We start from the raw sequence: 18,037 nt of genomic DNA, 5'->3' as shown, positions 1-18,037 counted from the left end.
GCGGGGGCCGCCCGTCGGTGTCAGGAGTGGAAGGGCAGTCCCGCGTCGGCGGCCAGCTCCAGGTCGTCGGTGTCTTCGGGCGGCAGCAGTGTCGCCGAGCCGTCCGTGACCGGTACGACGCCGAGCTCCAGGAGCTCCGCCATGGCCGCGCTGCCCGCCATGTCGCGGACCTGGAGCTGGTAGCGGGCCGTGGTGCGGTACGTCCCTCCGGAGTCGTCTCCCGTGCGCTGCAGGAACCCGGAGTCGGTGAGGAAGGCGACGGCTTTGCCGATGATGCCGGTGGTGGAACCGGCGAGGCGTCGGGCGTCCTTGGTGGCGCCGGTCGAGCTGCGGCGCGCCCAGATCCGCCAGGCGGCTTCGAGGCCCGGGGCGTCGGTGGCGGGGTCGGTGTTCTCGCCGTGTTCCTCGGCGCGCTCCTCCAGGCGTCGGCAGGCCTGGCGGACGAACGCGTCCACGCCGTTGACCGTGACCCGGCCGATGTATCCGTCGTCGGCGAGGTCCTCGGGGCGGGGGAACGCCATGGCGGCGACGGCGAGGTGCGCGAGGCCGTGCAGGAAGCGGTCGGAGGCGTCGGTGGCCGCGCGGCGCGCGTAGTCGCCCATGCGGACGGCGAAGACGGAGTCCTCGGCGGCGGTCACGGCCATGCCCGCGCGCGGGGACACCTCCAGGACGACGAGCCCGAGGCCGGTGGCGACGGCGTCGGCGAGCCGGGCGAAGGGCGGGTCCTCGCGGTACCGGCGGAGCAGTTCGCCGTACTCCTGGTCGCGGGCCGGCTGGAGCTTGGGCTGCAGGCCGAAGGCGACGAGCCGCGCGGCGTCGGCGGCGTCGGCCGGGGTGACGGGCGCGGGGGCGGCGGGCGCCGCCGTGGAGTCCGGCTCGCCCCACGCGGCGTGCTCTGCGGGGTGGTCGGTCACGGCGTGTGCTCCTTGAGGGCGAGGTGGAGATGGGGGAGATGGGGGTCGGTCATGGTCAGGCCGCCTCCGTCCGGTCGGCCGCCATGCCGACGGCGTCCAGGAGGGCCGTGCCGACGATGAGGTCGGCGCCGCCGAACTCCTCGTCGTCGAGTTCCGTGCCGTCGTCGACGGCGAAGAGCAGCTTCTCCTCGCCCTGGCGGTAGGCGGTGCCGACCGGCGGGCTGGCCGCGTGCACGGCCAACAGGGCGACCAGATAGGGCAGTTCGGGATCGCGGCGGCGGGCGTCGGCGAGCAGCCCGGAGAGCCGTCGGGGCGCGTCGGCGGGCAGGTCGAGCAGCTCCATGGCGCTGGAGAGCTGCTCCTCGCTGAAGCGGCTGTCGTCGGGGGTGGCGATGAGGTCGGGCTCGGGCATCTCGGCGCCGAGGTGCTCGCGCTCCATGGGCGGGGTGAGCAGTATGTCGACGAGGTCGCCCACGCGGACGGAGACCGGCGTGCGCAGTCCGGTCCCGCGCGCGAAGAAGGCATCCGTCACGCGGCTCGCCTGCTCCGCGGGGAGCGGCAGGAGGGGCGCGACCAGCTGGCCGTACAGATCGAAGCCCGCGCGCGCGGTGGGGGTGGCGAACGCCTGCCGGTCCTGCTCGGCGCGGAACAGCGGGCCGGCCTCCAGGAGGCGGGACTGCAGCTGGGTGTGGCGGCGGATGCAGTCCTTGACGATGTCGACCAGCTCGGCGGCGCGGCGCTTCTGCTCGGGGTCCTCGGACTCGTCGCGGGCCTTGCGGATGTTGGTCAGGATGGCGTTCTCGTGGCGGTAGCGGTCGGCCACGTGGTCGAGGGCCTCCGCGATCATGTCGGGGACGGCCTGGAGCCAGTCCACCGCCCGGACGTTGCGCCGGGTCGCGTCGAGGGCCTTGCGCAGGGTTTCCGAGTACTGCACGGTCCGGTAGCGCGCCTGCTCCGCGGCGAGCTGGGCGTCGGCGAGCCGGCCGCGGCTGATCAGGACCTCCAGCTTCACCTCGGCGGCGATCTGGGCGCTGGTGACGTCGGTGTCCAGGGCTCCGACCAGGACGTTGACCGCTTCGTCGGTCGTACGCAGATAGACACTGCCGCCGTACCCGGGGACCTCTTCGAGGAGTTTGAAGTCGTAGTCCCTGCGGACGTACGTCCCGTCGGGCGCGAAGGTGCCGTACACGGCGCGGAAGCCGCGGTCGACGCTGCCGACGTTGATCAGGTTCTCCAGGACCCAGCGGGCCACGCGCTCGTGCTCGGCGGCCGGCCGCTGCGGGGCCTGGGCCGCGACGCGCGGGAGCAGTCTGGCGACGATCTGCTCATGGTCGGCGCCGGTGTCGAAGTCCATGTTCAGCGTGACGAGGTCGATGGCGGAGAGGGCCACTTCCGCCATCGCGTACACCGTGTACTCGCCGGCGAGGTTGGCCTTGCGCACGTCGAGGTCGTGCAGCGGAGCCGTGCAGGCGAGGGCGCGCAGGCGGCGCGCCAGGCCCTCGTCGGCGGCCGGGCCCATAGCGGGCCTCGGCCCCGCGCTGAGCTGGGGCGGAGCGGTGTCCGTAACGGCAGGCGAAGTCACGGTGCACAGACTAGGTCCTCGGTCTGACAACGGTCGAAACGGCGCAGATCTGACAGCGCTCAGCCGTCGCCCCGCTCGTCCCGCGCGTCCTTGGTCGCATCCTTGGCCGCATCCTTGGCCGCGTCCTTGGTGTCGCGCCGACCGTACGCGTCGACGAGCCGTCGGCGCGAGTCGTCGAGGTACTCGACGAGCAGGGCCTCGGCGTCGTCACGGCGGCCTTCCTGGAGCGCCTCCAGGATCTGCCGGTTGCGTGCGATGTAGGGCTCGTGGAGCCGCCGGGGGTCGCCCATCACGTGGAAGGCGAGGCGCAGTTCGGCGAAGACGCTGCGCATCAGCTCGTCGGTGCGGGCGCTGCCCGCGAGGGCGACGAGCTCCCGGTGGAAGTCGATGTTGGCGGTGGAGACGCCTTTCCAGTCACCCTCGCGCGCGGCTCGCCGCCCGTCCCGTACGGCGTCGGCGAGCCCGCCAACGGCGTACGGCGGCTCGCCGAGTCCGCGTACGACGGCGCATTCGACGAGCGTGCGGGTGCGGTGGATGTCGACGACGTCCTCGTCGGTCAGCACCCGCACGAAGACGCCGCGATTGAGCTGGTGCTCCAGCAGGCGCTCGTGGGTGAGCAGCCGGAATGCCTCTCGCAGCGTGTTGCGGGAGACGCCGAGTGCTCCGCCGATGCTGTCCTCGGAGAGCCGTGCGCCGGGCGGGAAGAAGCCCGCGGCGATGCGGCTCCTGAGGATGTCGGAGACCCGCTCGGCCGTACTCGTGCGCCCCAGGAGCGCGCGGTCACCGGCCAGTCCGTTCACTTCGGCCTCCCCCTCCGCCATGCCCGGATTCAATCGCAGATGGAAGAACGAGACAACACAGGTATTGAGGGATCGTTCAACGATCCTCTACCTTGTCGGGCACCGCTCCCCTCCGGGCGCACCGAAGGACCGCACGCTCCAGCACCCTCCGTCCCCCTCTTCTGCGAGGTGCCCATGAGCACGACCCCACCACCCAGGACGGCTCCGGCCGACATGCTCCCCGGCAAGGAGGAACCGCCCGACGACAGCGGTCCTTTCGGCTGGCTGCGCGCGCTCGGGCCGCGCGGCCGCCGCGCCTTCGGCGGCGCCTTCGGGGGCTACGCCCTCGACTCGTACGACTACTTCACGCTGCCGCTCAGCATGGTGGCGCTCGCCGCGTACTTCGGCCTCGACAGCGGCCAGACCGGCCTCTTCACCACCGTCACGCTGGTCGTCTCCGCCGTGGGCGGCGCCGTCGCGGGTGTGGTCGCCGACCGGATCGGCCGGGTCAAGGCGCTGATGATCACGGTCGTCACGTACGCGGTCTTCACCGTGGCCTGCGGTTTCGCCCCGAACTACGAGACGCTGCTCGTCTTCCGTGCCCTCCAGGGGCTCGGGTTCGGCGGCGAGTGGGCGGTCGGCGCGATCCTCGTCGCCGAGTACACCACCGCCAAGCACCGCGGCCGCACGCTGGGCGCGATCCAGAGCTCCTGGGCCGTGGGCTGGGGCCTCGCGGTGATCGTCTACACCCTGGTGTTCCAGTTCCTGGACGACGACGTCGCCTGGCGCGTGATGTTCTGGACCGGTGCGCTGCCCGCGCTGCTCGTGATCTACGTACGCCGTAACGTGCACGACGCCCCGGAGGCCGCCGAGGAGCGCCGCAAGAGCGCCGACAAGGGGTCGTTCACGGCCATCTTCAAACCGGGACTGCTGCGCACCACGTTCTTCGCGGTGCTCCTGTCCACGGGTGTGCAGGGCGGCTACTACACGCTGGCCACCTGGGTGCCCACGTACTTGAAGAGCGACCGGGGCCTCACGGTTGTCGGCACCGGCGGCTATCTGACCTTCCTGATCTCCGGTGCCTTCATCGGCTATCTGACCGGCGGCTACCTCACGGACAAGCTCGGCCGGAAGCGGAACATCACGCTTTTCGCGTTCCTCTCCGCGGCCAGCATCCTCGCCTACACGAACATTCCCGACGGCGCCAACGGCCTTCTCCTTGTGCTCGGTTTTCCGCTGGGCTTCTGTATGTCGGCTATCTTCAGCGGCTTCGGCTCGTTCCTCAGCGAGCTGTACCCGGCCGCTGTGCGCGGTACGGGCCAGGGCTTCACGTACAACACCGGGCGGGCGGTCGGCGCCGTCTTCCCCACCATGGTCGGCTTCCTCGCCGACAGCTGGGGCGTGGGCGGCGCGCTGATCTTCGGAGCGGTCGGTTACGGCCTCGCCGTCGTCGCGCTGCTCGGCCTCCCGGAGACGCGCGGAAGGGAACTCCTGTGAACGGCGGAACGCGTGTGGCGCACAGCGCCGCAAAGGCCCGAGCCGAGTTCCGCGCGGGCAGGACGAGCCCCACCGCCGGCCTGGCGGCGGGCTTCACCCAGGCCAACCTCATCTCCGTCCCCGCCGACTGGGCGTACGAGATGCTGCTGTTCTGCCAGCGCAACCCGAAGCCCTGCCCGGTGCTCGACGTCACGGACGCGGGCTCCTGGGGCACCCCGCTCGCCCCCGGCGCCGATCTCCGCACCGATCTGCCGCTCTACCGGGTGTGGGAGCACGGCGAGTTGGCGGAGGAGCCCACGGACGTCGTCGACCGCTGGCGCGACGACCTGGTGACGTTCCTCCTCGGCTGCAGCTTCACGTTCGAGTGGGCGCTCGCCGACTCCGGAGTCCCGCTGCGCCACATCGAGCAGGGCCGCAACGTGCCGATGTACGTGACCGCACGCCCCTGCCGTCCGGCCGGGCGGCTGCACGGGCCCATGGTGGTGTCGATGCGTCCCGTGCCGCCCCGGCGCCTCGCCGACGCGATCAGGGAGAGCGCCCTGATGCCCGCGGTGCACGGCAGTCCGGTGCACTGCGGCGACCCCGGCGGGCTCGGCATCGAGGACCTGGACCGACCCGACTTCGGCGACGCGGTGACCGCCGAACCGGACGACATCCCTGTGTTCTGGGCGTGCGGGGTGACACCCCAGGCCGCTGTGATGGCATCGCGGCCTCCCTTCGCCATCACGCACGCGCCCGGCCGTATGTTCATCACCGACGCCAGGGACGAGCAGTACCGGGTGGTCTGACCGCCACGGAAAACCGCCACGGACAGCAGCTCCACGAACCACGGGAGACCACGAGGATGAGCACGGCCCCCATCGACCTCAACGCGGACCTCGGGGAGGGCTTCGGCCGCTGGCACCTCACCGACGACGAGGAGCTGCTCTCGGTCGTCACCAGCGCCAACGTCGCCTGCGGCTTCCACGCCGGTGACGCGGTCACCATGCGCCGGGTGTGCGACCGCGCCGCCGAGCGTGGGGTGCGGATCGGCGCGCAGGTGTCCTACCGCGACCTGGCGGGCTTCGGGCGGCGCGCCATGGACGTGCCCGCCGCGGAGCTGGCCGCCGAAGTGGCGTACCAGATCGGCGCCTTGGAGGTGTTCGCACGCGCGGCGGGCACTCGCGTGTCGTACGTGAAGCCGCACGGCGCGCTGTACAACCGCGTCGTCCACGACGGCGACCAGGCCCGCGCGGTCGTCGACGGTGTCCTCCTCGCGGACGACTCGCTGCCGCTCCTGGGGCTGCCCGGATCACGTCTCCTGGAGACGGCGGAAAGGGCCGGACTGCCGGTCGTCACGGAGGCCTTCGCCGACCGCGCCTACACCGACGAGGGCACACTGGTCCCACGGACCGACGAAGGCGCGGTCGTCACGGACGAGGACACCGTCGTCGCGCGGTCCGTGGGCATGGCCCGCCACGGCGTCGTCACCTCCCGCGGAGGCCGGGAGATCACGGTCCGCGCGCGTTCGCTGTGCCTGCACGGCGACACCCCGGGGGCGGTGGGTCTGGCCCGCCGGGTGCGGGCGGGGCTGCAGTCGGCGGGCGTGCGGGTGGAGGCCTTCGCGTGAGAGTCCTGCCGGTCGGCGACCGCTCCCTGCTCGTCGAACTCGCCGACGGCACCGAGGCACAGGCCCTCCACGCCGAGCTGCTGCGCCGCCGCGCGACCGGCTCGCTGCGGGTACGGGAGATCGTCCCCGCGGCCCGCACGGTGCTCCTCGACGGTCTCGACGAGCCCGGCCGTGTCGGGGCGGAGCTGCCCGCCTGGGAGATCCCGCCGCTGCCCCCGCGCGCGGGGGCCGTCCTGGAGATCCCGGTGCGGTACGACGGACCGGACCTCGCGGACGTGGCGGCACACTGGGGCGTGCCCGTACCCGAAGTGGCGCGCATCCACACGGCCGCTGAATTCCGCGTCGCCTTCTGCGGGTTCGCGCCCGGCTTCGGCTATCTGACCGGGCTGCCCGAGCACTACGAAGTGCCGCGCCGGGCCACTCCCCGCACCTCCGTCCCCCGGGGAAGTGTCGCCCTGGCGGGCCCGTACACGGGTGTCTACCCCCGCGCCTCCCCCGGCGGCTGGCAACTGATCGGCTCGACGGACGTCGTGCTGTGGGACCATGCGCGCGTGCCCGCCGCGCTGCTCTCCCCCGGGACACGCGTCCGCTTCGTGCCGGACAGCACCTCACCGGCGGGGGCGTGATGACCGACCGTGCCTTCGCCGTCGTGCGGGCCGGGGCGCTGACCACCGTGCAGGACCTCGGCCGCCCCGGGCACGCCCATCTCGGGGTGCCCCGCTCCGGAGCGCTCGACCCGCCCGCGGCCCGTCTGGTCAACCGGCTTGTGGGCAATCCGCTCGACGCCGCCGTCCTGGAGACCACCGTCAACGGATGCGCCGTGCGCCCGCGCCGGCCCGTGACGGTCGCCGTCGGCGGGGCGCCGTGCCCGGTGACCGTGGACGGCCGCCCCGCGCCCTGGGGTGCGCCGGTGCGGGTGCCCGCCGGGGCGCTCCTGGACGTCGGGACCGCTCTCTCCGGAGTACGTTGCTACGTCGCGTTCGACGGCGGCGTGGCCGTCGAACCGGTGCTCGGCAGCCGCTCCACCGACCTGCTCTCCGGCCTCGGCCCTCCCCCGCTCGCGGACGGAGCCTTCCTGCCTCTGGGGCATCCCGCCACCCACCACGCGCGCGTGGACATCGTTCCGCAGCCCGCGCCGCCCCGGGAGCTGGTGCTGCGGGTGACGCTCGGGCCGCGCTCCGACTGGTTCACTGCGACGGCGCTGGCCACGCTCACCACGCGCGCGTACCGGGTGTCGTCGGCGAGCAACCGCATCGGGCTGCGCACCGAGGGCCCCGCCCTGGAGCGGGCGCTCCAGGGCGAACTGCCCAGCGAGGGCATGGTGCTCGGCGCCGTCCAGGTGCCGCCGGACGGCAGACCGGTCGTCTTCCTCGCCGACCATCCGACCACCGGGGGCTACCCGGTGGTCGCGGTCGTCCGGGAGTCCGACCTCGCCGCGGCGGCCCAGGCGCGGCCGGGAACACCGGTGCGTTTCGTCGAAGTCGGCCGGGGCCGGCCCGCCACCCGGGGCTGACCCGCTCCACCGCAGGCGCGCTACACCGCGGGCGCGTCCGGCCCGATCCTGCTCCGTACCGCGGTCTGTACGTCGTCCTCCTCGGCGGGGTCCGAGGCGAGCCTCCGGAGTCTGTTGACGACACGGGCGTCACCGGTCTCGGCGTGCCGCGCGGCGACCTCTCGGGTGGACTCCTCGCAGTCCCACAGGCACTCGACGGCGAAGCCCGCGGCGAAGGTGGGGTCGGTGGCGGCCAGCGCGCGAGCGGCGCGGCCGCGGAGGTGCGAGGAGGCGGTCTCTCTGTAGACGTGCCGCAACACGGGGGCGGCGCAGGCGATGCCGAGGCGTCCCGCGCCGTCGACGAGGGTCCACAAGGTGGGCGCGTCGGGGCCCTCCCCCCGGACCGCCTCGCGCAGCGCGGACAGGACGAGCTTGCTGTCCTGGGCTCCGCCCCGGCAGGCGAGCATCCGCCCGGCGGCGGCGCCGAGGTCGTCCGGCCGATAGGCCCAGCGTCGGGCGCGCTCCACGGCGGCGACGCTCCGCATCCGCTCGAAGGCGCCGGTCGCGGCGTCCACCACGACCTGGGAGGGCCCCTCCGCGGCGTACTCGATGAGGTCGAGCACGTCGGGGTCGTGGGCGTCGGCCAGGTAGCGCAGGGCAGTGCCGCGCGCCCCGTCCGAGCCGGTGCGGGCGGCCTCGATGATCTCGGGGCGGTCCTCCGGCCCGGCGACGGCGCTCAGGCAGCGCGCGGCGGGCACGTACAGCACGGAGCCTCGTTCGAGGCCTTCCTGTGCCCAGTCGAAGATGGCCTGGACGCTCCACTCGGGACGTGGCCCCGAGGGCCGCATCTGGCGTTGCCAGCGGTCGAAGGAGCCCTGTTCCCGCGCGGCGCGCACGCGGGCGCCGATATCCGTGCGGGGGTCCTCTTCCCAGAGGCGCCAGGGCCGTGGTTCGTAGGCGTCTCGGACGGCGGCGGCCAGGTCGGCCTCGCCCTCGGCGTCGGGGGCGAACCTGGCGAGCACGGGGGCCGCGAGGGCGCGCAGACCCGCGTCGTCGTCCCGCAGCGCCAGCTCGTCCAGGGCCCAGGCCCAGTTGGAGCCGAACGCCGCGTACCTCCGCAGCAGTTCGAGGGCGTCCTGCCTGCCGTACGAGGCGAGGTGCCCGAGGACGGCCAGGGCGAGTCCTGTGCGCGAGTCGTCCGTGTCCAGGACGTCCTCGGCATCGAAGAGGTGGCGCTCGATCTCACCGAGCCCGCCGTGCAGGTCGAGGTAGAGCCGGGCGTAGTACAGCGAACGGTTCTCCACCTGCCAGTCGTGGCGGGGATCGTTCAGCACGCAGTGGTCGAGGGCCGCGAGCGCCTCGGACCGTGGGGCGGTGAGCGCGTGCAGGGTGCCGTCGCCGCGGCCCCTCTGCAGCAGGCCGAGCAGCGTACCGCTGGGCGCTATGACCGGATCGAACATGGGAAACAGCCTCACATCAAGCGTCGACGCAACCGGGAATCACGCATTACCTGGCCGTGCGCCAACACGTCGGGCCGCCCGCCGTCTCTTGCTTGTCGAAGACCATCTTCCTCTGCCTCTCGTCGGTGGCCCAGGGGTTCCCGGACGGGAGGTCCGGGGGCGGGCCGCTCACGGGCCACGCGGTGCGGCAAGATCTGCCCCGCCGTCGCGTCCGTGAATCACGTCGTCATGATGACCCGGCGGTCAGGTCCGCCGCGACCACATTTCCAGCGCCCCCGTTGTTGCTGGTCAGGTACCCCGTTCAGGCGGCGCCGAACAGCTGGAGCAGTTCCGCCTTTCCGAACATGCGGGCCGTGTCGACGGCCGACGGCGTTCCCGCGGCCGGATCCGCGCCACCGTCCAGAAGAGCCCGGACCACCGCGTCCTCACCCTTGAAGACGGCGCCCGCGAGCGGGGTCTGCCCCCGGTCGTTGACGCGGTTCGTGTCGGCGCCACGCTCCACGAGGGCGCGGACCGCCTCGGCGTGCCCGTGGTAGGCCGCGAGCATCACCAGCGTGTCACCGCTGTCGTTCGTGAGGTTCGCCGGAACGCCTGCGTCCACATAGGCCGCGAGAGCCGCCGCGTCACCTTGGCGCGCCAGATCGAAGATCTTGGTCGCCAAGTCCACGACCTCCGGGTCGGGGGCTTCGCTCATGGGGGCGTCCGCCTTTCTGGGTGTGCTGCCTGTGCAGCCGTACGAGTGAATCGACAGGGTACTGCCCCCGCGGGCACATGACCCGGCCCGCCCGAGGCAAAGATCACGGCGAGAGCCGCGGGCCGTCCGGGCCCGGCTCCAGCCTGCCCGGCCGGGCTCCGCCATTCAGGCGAAAACTCGGCGAAATAACCCATTTGCACCTTTTATCGTATGGATACATGCTGTGAACCTGGAAGAACTCATGGTGACTGTCCCCACCAACCAGGAGAACCGTCATGGTCCTTTCCATCTCAGGCGTCGTGCTGCTCGGCATCATCGTGTTCCTCTTCTTCCGCAAGGACGGACTCAAGGCCTCCCACGCGCTGGTCTGCGCACTCTTCGGCTTCTTCATGGCGGGCACCGCCATCGCCCCGAGCATCAAGGCGGGCAGCGCGAGCCTCGCGAGCCTCCTCGGCGGGATCAAGTTCTGACGCTCCCGCCGTTCGTACGCACCTTCAGGAGACAGACGTGGCCAGGCGCCCACTCCCCCGCATTCTGAGCAACGGCACCGCGTCGATCGCCCGCAGCCGGGAGCTGGCACGGTCGGCGGCCGACAGCGCCACCGATGTTCTCCACCCGCTGATCACGATCACCCGTGGACTGCGCCGGCTGGCTGCCGCCGGGCGGCGCAAGTGGGCCGACACACCCAAGGACAAGCGCGGGCCGCTGCTGTTCCTGGTGGCCTCCGTGGTCCTGGTGGTGGCCCTCGTGCCCTACGGTCCGCTGCTCGCCCTCATCTCCCTGATGGCGGCGTCCGCGTGGGCCGGCCGCGAGCGCACCGCCCCCGCGCCGACCGGCCCGGACGAGGCACAGGTGCAGCGGCTGCAGGCCCTCTACGAAGCGCTCGTCCCGTACTTCTCGGTCCCCGAGGACCCCGCCCCGCTCTTCGCACACGGCGGGGAGTGGGACAAGGCCTTCCCCGAGTACGAGTTCGACGGCACCGGGCGGGTCTCCCGGCTCGTCGTGCACTACCCCGCGTACTTCACGGACGGCGAGCCCGAGTCCCGCGCGCGGATCGAACAACTGCTGCACGCCAAGGCGGGCCGCGGCCGCGAGTACCACTTCGCGTGGGACGAGGAGGCCAACCAGCTCGTCGTCACGGTGCTCGCCCCGCTGCCCACCGACATCGCCGCCCAGCGTTTCGTCACCGCCCCCGGAGAGACGGTCCTCGGCTTCACGGACGAGACCGGCGTCCAGCGCACCCTGCCGCTGGCCGGGAGCGAGGGGCCGCGCGACGTGCCCCCCGTCGTGTGGCGCACCGGCATCCGCTCCACCGAGCCCCATCTCCTGGTCGCGGGCCAGCCGGGCAGCGGCACGACGACGCTGCTGCGCTCCATCGCCCTCCAGGCGTTGCAGTACGGCGATGTCCTCATCGTGGAGGGCAGCGGCACCGGCGACTACGCCTGCCTGACCGGCCGCGACGGAGTCCTCGCCATCGAGTGCGGGCTCGCCGGGGCGCTGGCGAGCCTCGAATGGGCGGCGCACGAGACCGAGCGCAGGCTCATCGCCGCCAACCGCGCCCGGCAGGCGGGCCACCCACCGCCGGAGGACACCAAGCGCCCCCTGTGGGTCCTCCTCGACCACCCGAGCGCGCTCGGGCACCTCGCGGCGGCCGACGGGCGCGCGGACCCCCAGTCGCTGCTACAGGTCCCCCTGCGGCACGGCAGGGCGGCCAACGTGACGGTCGTGGTCGCCGATCAGCTGGACAGTCTGGACGCGCTGAGTGATCCCGTGCACCAGCACACACGCGCGCGTGTAGTGCTCGGTTACGCGACGCCGGACCAGGTGGTGGACGTCCTCGGGGCGCCGCCCCACACGACGCCCACGTCGGACGTGCCGCCCGGCCGCGGCTACGCCCGGCTCGGCGCGGGGCCCGTGCACCGCCTCCAGGTGCCCGCGACGCCCGACCCGTACGACGACGCGACCAGCGAGGCGCACCGGAGGGCCGTCATGGAGCTGCTGCCGGAGCGCAGCACGCCGCCGGACGAGACAGACGTTGTCACCTCCACCTCCACTCCCGCCCCCGCTCCCGCCCCCACCCCCGCTCCCGAGGCCACGGAGGCGCAGCCGGTCCCCGCCGAGGGCTGACTCCGTAGAGCAAAGGGTCGACTCCGTAGAGCAGAGTGCCGACTCCGTAGAGGCCCGTCAGGCCACGAAGGGGTGCGCGGCCTGCGCGCCCGTCCCGGCGCCCGTCTCCACGAGGCGGGCCGCCGCCGCGAGCCGCGCCGCCGCCTCGTCGGCCACCGCGCCCCCCACGGTGAACGGAAGCCGCACATACCCCTCGAAGGCGCCGTCCACTCCGAAGCGTGGCCCTGACGGGACCCGGACCCCGACCCGCTCGCCCACCTCGGCGAGGCGGGAGCCCGAGAGGCCCCCGGTGCGCACCCACAGGGTCAGGCCGCCGCTCGGCACCTCGAACTCCCAGCCGGGCAGCTCCCGCCGCACGGCCGCGACCAGCGCGTCGCGGTTCTCCCTGGCCTGCGCCCTGCGCACGTTCACGGCCGACTCCCAGCCCCCGGTGTTCAGCAGCCAGTTCACGGCGAGCTGTTCGAGGACCGGCGTGCCGAGGTCGGCGTACGCACGAGCCGCGACGAGGCTGCGGATCACGTCGGGCGCGGCCCGCACCCAGCCGATGCGCATGCCCGCCCAGAAGGCCTTGCTCGCCGATCCGACGGTGATGACGGTGGAGCCCCCCGGGTCGAAGCCGCAGACGGGGCGCGGCATGGTGAGGTCCGGGTCGAGCCCGAGCTCGCTCATCGTCTCGTCGACGACGAGAACCGTGCCCGCCGAGCGGGCCGCCTCGACGAGCTGCCTGCGCTGGTCCTCGCCGGCGAGGGCGCCCGTCGGGTTGTGGAAGTCCGCGACGACGTACGCGAGCCGGGGGGCCGCGTCGCGCAGGACCTGGCGCCAGCGGTCCATGTCCCAGCCCTGGAGGCCCTCGGCCATGGCGACGGGAACGAGGCGCGCGCCGGCCTCCCGCATCAGCTGCAGGATGTTGGCGTACGACGGGGACTCCACGGCGATGCGTTCGCCACGGCCCGCGAAGAGATGGCAGATCGCGTCGATGGCGCCCATGGCGCCGGTCGTCACCATGATCTGTTCGGGCATGGTGGGGATGCCGCGCGCGGTGTAGCGCTCGGCGAGCATCTCGCGCAGCGCGGGCAGTCCCGCGGGGTAGTCGCCGTGCGTGTGGGCGTACGGCGGAAGTGCTTCGAGGGCTCCCTGGACGGACCGGGTGAGCCAGGGCTCGGGCGCGGGCAGTGCGGCGCAGCCCAGGTCGATCATGGAGCCGAGCGCCTCGGGCGGCAGCGGTTCGAGGCCGCGGGCGGGCAGGGGGTTGCCTGCCGGGACGGCGGTCCAGCTGCCCGCTCCCCTGCGGGACTCCAGGAAGCCCTCGGTGCGCAGCGCTTCGTAGGCGGCGGCCACGGTGGTGCGGCTGACGGCCAGTGCGACGGCGAGTTCCCGCTCGGCGGGCAGGCGTGCAGCGACCGGCACGCGGCCCTCGAGGACGAGCAGGCGGATGCCGTCGGCAAGCGCGCGGTAGGCGGGCGGGCGGCGCGCACCGGTTCCGGCGGGGCGGTCCTGCTGGGAGGCGAGCAGGCGGGCGAGCTGCGTCGACCCCATCGCCGAAGTCCACTGAGCCATGATTCCCAGTCCACCTTCCCCGAATTGGCCATGGTTGCGGTCCGGTTCCAAGCCACAGGGTGTCATGCGTCGGGCCACCAGCACTACACGGGGGAGCGTTCCTTGTCCGGTACGAAGCCACATCTCACGAGACGGCTGGTCCAGCTGTACGCGGGTCTGACCCTGTACGGCGCGAGCTCCGCGCTCATGGTCTCGGCGGGCCTGGGCCCCGAGCCCTGGAACGTGCTCAACCAGGGCCTGTCCGAGCTGACCGGGCTGACCATCGGGGCCGTGTCGATCGTCGTGGGAGCCGCGGTACTGCTGCTGTGGATACCGCTCCGGCAGCGGCCCGGCCTGGGCACGGTCTCGAACGTGTTCGTCTGCGGTCTGGCGATGGACGCCACACTGGTGCTCCTGCCGAACGTGCACGCGCTCGGCGTCCGGGTGCCGCTGCTCGCGGCCGGGATCGTCCTCAACGGAGTGGCCACCGGCCTCTACATCACGGCCGCCTTCGGCGCCGGCCCCCGGGACGGCCTGATGACGGGCCTGCACGGGCGCACCGGCCGCTCCATCCGCCTGATCCGGACCTCGATCGAGGTGACGGTCGTCGTCACGGGCTTCGCCCTCGGCGGCACGGTCGGCGTGGGCACGGTCCTCTACGCGCTGTCGATCGGCCCGCTCGCCCAGTTCTTCCTGCGCCGTTTCGCCGTCCCCGGCCCCGCCGCGGAGACCGTCGTGGCCTCCGGCGGCCCCGCGGAGCAGGCGATACTGCAGCGGTGACCACGCGCGTACGCCACCCCTACCTCGATCACCCGGGACCGCTCGCCCTCGCCCACCGGGGCGGCGCGGCGGACGGCCTGGAGAACACCGCCGCGGCGTTCCGGCGCGCCGTCGACCTCGGCTACCGCTACATCGAGACCGATGTGCACGCCACGGCCGACGGCCGGCTCGTCGCCTTCCACGACACGACCCTGGACCGGGTGACGGACGCGTCGGGGCGCATCATCGACCTCCCCTGGAGCGAGGTGCGGCGCGCTCGTGTGGCGGGCAGCGAGCCGGTGCCCCTCTTCGAAGAGCTCCTGGAGTCGTTCCCCGACGTGCGCTGGAACGTGGACGTCAAGGCGGAGCCCGCGCTCCTGCCGCTGCTCGACCTGATCCGCCGCACCGCCTCCTGGGACCGCGTCTGCGTCGGCTCGTTCTCCGAGGCGCGTGTGGCCAGGGCCCAGCGTCTGGCGGGCCCGCGCCTGGCCACCTCCCTGGGAACGCGGGGCGTGGCGGCGCTGCGGATGGTGTCCTACGGAGTACCCGCCGCCCTGCGCCGTTCCGCGGTCTGTGCCCAGGTGCCCGAGACGCACGGCAGGATCCGGGTGGTCGACCACCGCTTCGTACGGGCCGCCCACGCGCGTGGGCTGCAGGTTCACGTGTGGACCGTCAATGACGCCGAGCAGATGACCGCCCTCCTCGACCTCGGGGTGGATGGCATAGTTTCCGATCACATCGAGACGCTGCGCGGGGTGTTGAAGGACCGGGGGACCTGGGTCTGACCTCCCCGGCCCCCAGGACGCGGCGTCGCACCACGGGGAACAGCGAGGTCACGGGTGGGCACCGACACCGTGAAGGCGGCGACGGCCGACGACGACAACGCCGTCGCCGAACGGCGCCGCGAGCAGCGCGGCTGGTACTTCTACGACTGGGCGTGCTCGGTCTATTCGACGAGCGTCCTGACCGTGTTCCTGGGGCCCTATCTCACGGAGATCGCCAAGGCGGCCGCCGACCCGGAGGGGTACGTGCACCCGCTGGGCATCCCCGTCCGGGCCGGGTCCTTCTTCGCGTACACGGTGTCCGCGTCCGTGATCGTGTCGGTCTTCGTCATGCCGCTGGCGGGCGCGGCCGCCGACCGTACGGGCCGCAAGAAGCCCCTCCTGGCAGCGGCCGCGTACCTGGGGGCGGCCGCCACGGCCGGCATGTTCTTCCTGGCGGGCGACCGCTATCTCCTCGGCGGGTTCCTGCTGATCGTCGCCAACGCCTCGCTCGCCGTCTCGATGGTGCTCTACAACTCCTACCTGCCGCAGATCGCGCCCCCGGAGGAGCGTGACGCGGTCTCCTCACGCGGCTGGGCCTTCGGTTACGCGGCGGGCGCGCTCGTCCTGGTGGCGAATCTCGTCCTGTTCCTCGCCCACGACAGCTTCGGCGTCTCCGAGTCGACCGCGGTCCGCATCTGCCTGGCGTCGGCGGGCGTGTGGTGGGGCGCCTTCACCCTCGTACCCCTGAAGCGGCTGCGGGACCGGCGGACACCGCCGTCCGGAGCCGGGTCGTCCGCCCGAGGCGGCTGGCGGCAGCTGCGGGCGACGGTGCGCGACATGCGCCGCCACCCCCACACGCTCGCTTTCCTGCTCGCCTATCTCGTCTACAACGACGGGGTCCAGACGGTGATCTCCCAGGCGTCCGTCTTCGGCTCGGAGGAGCTCGGTCTCGACCAGTCCACGCTGATCGTCGCGGTCCTGCTGGTGCAGCTCCTGGCGGTCGCCGGGGCGCTCGCCATGGGGCGGCTCGCCCGGACGTACGGCGCCAAGCGGACCATTCTCGGCTCGCTGGTGGCCTGGACGGTCACGATCGGCGCCGGTTACTTCCTGCCCGCCGGCGCGCCGGCGTGGTTCTTCGTGCTGGCGGCGGGGATCGGTCTGGTCCTCGGCGGCACGCAGGCGCTGTCCCGTTCACTCTTCTCACATCTGGTCCCGCACGGGAAAGAGGCCGAATATTTCTCCGCGTACGAGATCAGCGACCGCGGCATGGCCTGGCTGGGACCGTTGATCTTCGGCCTCACCTACCAGCTCACCGGGAGCTACCGGGACGCGATCGTCTCGCTCGTGGCGTTCTTTTTGCTCGGTTTCGCCCTGCTCGCACGGGTTCCGGTACGGCAGGCGGTGCGCGACGCGGGCAATCCCGCACCCCGTCGGATTTAGCAACTGGAGCCAAAGGCCGGTAGTGTACGCCTTTGGCCTGCCAGGCGGACCGTTACTGCGAGCTGAAGAATCAGAAACGCTGGGTGACATCTGCTACTAGATGTGACAAACCGGGCGCTGGTGGGTACAACAAGGGGCGGCATACGACGGCGACGCATGACCCAGAACGGGAATCTTTACCGCCGACCGGACGTTGACCGGATGACGACGACAGCGACACCTGTCCTGTGGGCGACAAGCCCGGGAGGCACGATTCATGAGTGAGCGAGCTCTTCGCGGCACGCGCCTCGTGGTGACAAGCTACGAGACCGACCGCGGCATCGACCTGGCTCCACGCCAGGCCGTGGAGTACGCATGCCAGAACGGACATCGTTTCGAGATGCCGTTCTCGGTCGAGGCGGAGATCCCGCCGGAGTGGGAGTGCAAGGTCTGCGGGGCCCAGGCACTCCTCGTGGACGGCGATGGACCTGAGGAGAAGAAGGGCAAGCCGGCGCGTACGCACTGGGACATGCTCATGGAGCGCCGCACCCGAGAGGAGCTCGAAGAGGTCCTCGAGGAGCGTCTCGCGGTTCTCCGGTCCGGAGCCATGAACATCGCGGTGCACCCGCGAGACAGCAGCCGCAAGTCCGCCTGAGGGCGGACACCGCGGCGCACAACCCGCACAGAGCACAACGCATAAAAGGGCCGGGGCCACTGCTGAGCAGTGGCCCCGGCCCTTTGCGTGCTCCCGGCGCGTCTGTACGGACCCGGGGCGTTTGTGCGACCCCGGACCCGGCCCGGCCCGTCAGTGCGGCGGCAGCTGCGGGTCGTCCGAACGCGGACTCCGCGTCCGCGGCTCGTCGTCCCTGATGACCTCGCCCGGCACGACCTTGCCGTCGGGCCGGTGCATCCGGGCCTGCTGGAAGGCGTCCCCGAGGCCGCCGGGCGTCGCCTCGCGCACCTTGCGCTCGAAGGTCCGCTCCGCGTACTTGCCGAGGGCCTTCTGGACCGGCGGGACCAGCAGGATCAGCCCCAGGGCGTCCGAGACAAGCCCTGGGAGGATGATCAGCAGGCCGCCCAGCATCGTGAGGGCGCTGCCGCCCCCGGTCTCCGGAGCGGGCGTCACGCCGTTCTGCTGCTGTTGCACCGCCTCGCTGAGCTTGCGGAACGCCCTGCGCCCCGCGCGCTTGATCACCGCGGAGCCGAGCACGAGGCCGCCCACCAGGAGCAGGAAGACCACGAATCCGCTCGTGGCCCCCGCCACGACAACGAGGAGCCAGATTTCCAGGACCAGCCACGCGGCGATGCCGAGCGGCAGGAACCTCAGGGGCCCGGAGCGCCGGGGCCGGGCGGGTCGGATGGGAGGCGGTGCGCCAGTCGTCATGCTCCCAGTGTGCCTGGGCCC

At 72.5% G+C, this 18,037-nt stretch carries 18 protein-coding genes; 11 read left to right on the top strand and 7 right to left on the bottom strand.

Going from position 1 to position 18,037, the window contains the following annotated elements:
* Positions 1 to 20 precede the first annotated feature (20 nt).
* The 3 genes from AB0N81_RS28875 to AB0N81_RS28865 are packed head-to-tail and all read right to left on the bottom strand — an operon-like array spanning position 21 to position 3,317.
* Positions 21 to 914 (bottom strand): hypothetical protein, encoded by an 894-nt coding sequence (locus AB0N81_RS28875; protein ID WP_365363317.1) that lies wholly within the window; start codon positions 912 to 914, stop codon positions 21 to 23.
* Positions 915 to 969: 55 nt separating this feature from the next.
* Positions 970 to 2,496, bottom strand: coding sequence for a hypothetical protein (locus AB0N81_RS28870; RefSeq protein WP_365363315.1), 1,527 nt, complete (start codon positions 2,494 to 2,496; stop codon positions 970 to 972).
* A gap of 59 nt (positions 2,497 to 2,555) precedes the next feature.
* Positions 2,556 to 3,317, bottom strand: a complete 762-nt coding sequence (locus AB0N81_RS28865; protein WP_365363313.1) for a GntR family transcriptional regulator — start codon at positions 3,315 to 3,317, stop codon at positions 2,556 to 2,558.
* A 192-nt stretch (positions 3,318 to 3,509) separates the two neighbouring features.
* Here AB0N81_RS28865 and AB0N81_RS28860 point away from each other — a divergent pair, with 192 nt between their 5' ends.
* The 5 genes from AB0N81_RS28860 to AB0N81_RS28840 are packed head-to-tail and all read left to right on the top strand — an operon-like array spanning position 3,510 to position 7,894.
* The gene (locus AB0N81_RS28860; protein WP_365363384.1) at positions 3,510 to 4,772 is read left to right on the top strand and encodes an MFS transporter; all 1,263 of its coding nucleotides are present in this window, start codon (positions 3,510 to 3,512) and stop codon (positions 4,770 to 4,772) included.
* Complete coding sequence (locus AB0N81_RS28855) at positions 4,769 to 5,560, top strand: putative hydro-lyase (protein ID WP_365363311.1); 792 nt, start codon at positions 4,769 to 4,771, stop codon at positions 5,558 to 5,560. The genes AB0N81_RS28860 and AB0N81_RS28855 overlap by 4 nt, the downstream gene beginning before the upstream one ends.
* A gap of 56 nt (positions 5,561 to 5,616) precedes the next feature.
* Positions 5,617 to 6,381 (top strand): 5-oxoprolinase subunit PxpA, encoded by a 765-nt coding sequence (locus AB0N81_RS28850; protein WP_365363309.1) that lies wholly within the window; start codon positions 5,617 to 5,619, stop codon positions 6,379 to 6,381.
* On the top strand, positions 6,378 to 7,007 hold the full coding sequence (locus AB0N81_RS28845) for an allophanate hydrolase subunit 1 (protein ID WP_365363307.1): 630 nt from the start codon (positions 6,378 to 6,380) through the stop codon (positions 7,005 to 7,007). The genes AB0N81_RS28850 and AB0N81_RS28845 overlap by 4 nt, the downstream gene beginning before the upstream one ends.
* Positions 7,007 to 7,894: a biotin-dependent carboxyltransferase family protein gene (locus AB0N81_RS28840; RefSeq protein WP_365363305.1), complete on the top strand. Its 888-nt coding sequence runs from the start codon at positions 7,007 to 7,009 to the stop codon at positions 7,892 to 7,894. The genes AB0N81_RS28845 and AB0N81_RS28840 overlap by 1 nt, the downstream gene beginning before the upstream one ends.
* Positions 7,895 to 7,914: 20 nt before the next feature.
* Here the strand turns inward: AB0N81_RS28840 and AB0N81_RS28835 are convergent, their stop codons facing one another.
* Both AB0N81_RS28835 and AB0N81_RS28830 read right to left on the bottom strand, forming a co-directional pair.
* Positions 7,915 to 9,333 (bottom strand): HEAT repeat domain-containing protein, encoded by a 1,419-nt coding sequence (locus AB0N81_RS28835; RefSeq protein WP_365363303.1) that lies wholly within the window; start codon positions 9,331 to 9,333, stop codon positions 7,915 to 7,917.
* Between the two features lie 301 nt (positions 9,334 to 9,634).
* Positions 9,635 to 10,027 (bottom strand): ankyrin repeat domain-containing protein, encoded by a 393-nt coding sequence (locus AB0N81_RS28830; RefSeq protein WP_365363300.1) that lies wholly within the window; start codon positions 10,025 to 10,027, stop codon positions 9,635 to 9,637.
* A gap of 275 nt (positions 10,028 to 10,302) precedes the next feature.
* Between AB0N81_RS28830 and AB0N81_RS28825 the strand changes: the two genes are divergently transcribed.
* Together AB0N81_RS28825 and AB0N81_RS28820 are read left to right on the top strand one after the other, a co-directional pair.
* Positions 10,303 to 10,497: a hypothetical protein gene (locus AB0N81_RS28825; protein WP_055567030.1), complete on the top strand. Its 195-nt coding sequence runs from the start codon at positions 10,303 to 10,305 to the stop codon at positions 10,495 to 10,497.
* Positions 10,498 to 10,534: 37 nt separating this feature from the next.
* Positions 10,535 to 12,154 carry a hypothetical protein gene (locus tag AB0N81_RS28820; RefSeq protein WP_365363298.1) on the top strand — a complete coding sequence of 540 codons (1,620 nt, stop codon included), beginning with the start codon at positions 10,535 to 10,537 and terminating at the stop codon, positions 12,152 to 12,154.
* 57 nt (positions 12,155 to 12,211) lie between these two features.
* On the opposite strand, the gene AB0N81_RS28815 is transcribed toward AB0N81_RS28820, so the two are convergent.
* Positions 12,212 to 13,711, bottom strand: coding sequence for a PLP-dependent aminotransferase family protein (locus tag AB0N81_RS28815; RefSeq protein WP_365363296.1), 1,500 nt, complete (start codon positions 13,709 to 13,711; stop codon positions 12,212 to 12,214).
* Positions 13,712 to 13,813: 102 nt separating this feature from the next.
* Here AB0N81_RS28815 and AB0N81_RS28810 point away from each other — a divergent pair, with 102 nt between their 5' ends.
* The 4 genes from AB0N81_RS28810 (at position 13,814) to AB0N81_RS28795 (ending at position 17,287) form a co-directional block, all read left to right on the top strand.
* Positions 13,814 to 14,470 carry a hypothetical protein gene (locus AB0N81_RS28810; protein ID WP_365363294.1) on the top strand — a complete coding sequence of 219 codons (657 nt, stop codon included), beginning with the start codon at positions 13,814 to 13,816 and terminating at the stop codon, positions 14,468 to 14,470.
* The gene (locus AB0N81_RS28805; protein ID WP_365363292.1) at positions 14,467 to 15,234 is read left to right on the top strand and encodes a glycerophosphodiester phosphodiesterase; all 768 of its coding nucleotides are present in this window, start codon (positions 14,467 to 14,469) and stop codon (positions 15,232 to 15,234) included. Before AB0N81_RS28810 ends, AB0N81_RS28805 begins: the two co-directional genes overlap by 4 nt.
* A gap of 54 nt (positions 15,235 to 15,288) precedes the next feature.
* Positions 15,289 to 16,653 (top strand): MFS transporter, encoded by a 1,365-nt coding sequence (locus tag AB0N81_RS28800; protein WP_365363290.1) that lies wholly within the window; start codon positions 15,289 to 15,291, stop codon positions 16,651 to 16,653.
* Between the two features lie 256 nt (positions 16,654 to 16,909).
* Entirely contained in the window at positions 16,910 to 17,287 is a 378-nt protein-coding gene (locus AB0N81_RS28795; RefSeq protein WP_365363288.1) for an RNA polymerase-binding protein RbpA, read from the top strand.
* Between the two features lie 150 nt (positions 17,288 to 17,437).
* On the opposite strand, the gene fxsA is transcribed toward AB0N81_RS28795, so the two are convergent.
* Positions 17,438 to 18,016 carry an FxsA family membrane protein gene (fxsA, locus tag AB0N81_RS28790; protein WP_365363286.1) on the bottom strand — a complete coding sequence of 193 codons (579 nt, stop codon included), beginning with the start codon at positions 18,014 to 18,016 and terminating at the stop codon, positions 17,438 to 17,440.
* Positions 18,017 to 18,037 lie beyond the last annotated feature (21 nt).

It is taken from the genome of Streptomyces sp. NPDC093510 (assembly GCF_040683555.1).
GTDB lineage: Bacteria > Actinomycetota > Actinomycetes > Streptomycetales > Streptomycetaceae > Streptomyces.
The sequence above is the reverse complement of the archived record's forward strand: the minus strand, read 5'-3'. Positions and strand labels throughout refer to the sequence as shown.

Bases quoted from the DNA above. Each gene is read 5' to 3' on its own strand.
- AB0N81_RS28865 (WP_365363313.1), bottom strand. From the start codon at position 3,317: ATGGCGGAGGGGGAGGCCGAAGTGAACGGACTGGCCGGTGACCGCGCG.
- AB0N81_RS28860 (WP_365363384.1), top strand. From the start codon at position 3,510: ATGCTCCCCGGCAAGGAGGAACCGCCCGACGACAGCGGTCCTTTCGGC.
- AB0N81_RS28850 (WP_365363309.1), top strand. From the start codon at position 5,617: ATGAGCACGGCCCCCATCGACCTCAACGCGGACCTCGGGGAGGGCTTC.
- AB0N81_RS28840 (WP_365363305.1), top strand. From the start codon at position 7,007: ATGACCGACCGTGCCTTCGCCGTCGTGCGGGCCGGGGCGCTGACCACC.
- AB0N81_RS28835 (WP_365363303.1), bottom strand. From the start codon at position 9,333: ATGTTCGATCCGGTCATAGCGCCCAGCGGTACGCTGCTCGGCCTGCTG.
- AB0N81_RS28830 (WP_365363300.1), bottom strand. From the start codon at position 10,027: ATGAGCGAAGCCCCCGACCCGGAGGTCGTGGACTTGGCGACCAAGATC.
- AB0N81_RS28825 (WP_055567030.1), top strand. From the start codon at position 10,303: ATGGTCCTTTCCATCTCAGGCGTCGTGCTGCTCGGCATCATCGTGTTC.
- AB0N81_RS28815 (WP_365363296.1), bottom strand. From the start codon at position 13,711: ATGGCTCAGTGGACTTCGGCGATGGGGTCGACGCAGCTCGCCCGCCTG.
- AB0N81_RS28795 (WP_365363288.1), top strand. From the start codon at position 16,910: ATGAGTGAGCGAGCTCTTCGCGGCACGCGCCTCGTGGTGACAAGCTAC.
- fxsA (WP_365363286.1), bottom strand. From the start codon at position 18,016: ATGACGACTGGCGCACCGCCTCCCATCCGACCCGCCCGGCCCCGGCGC.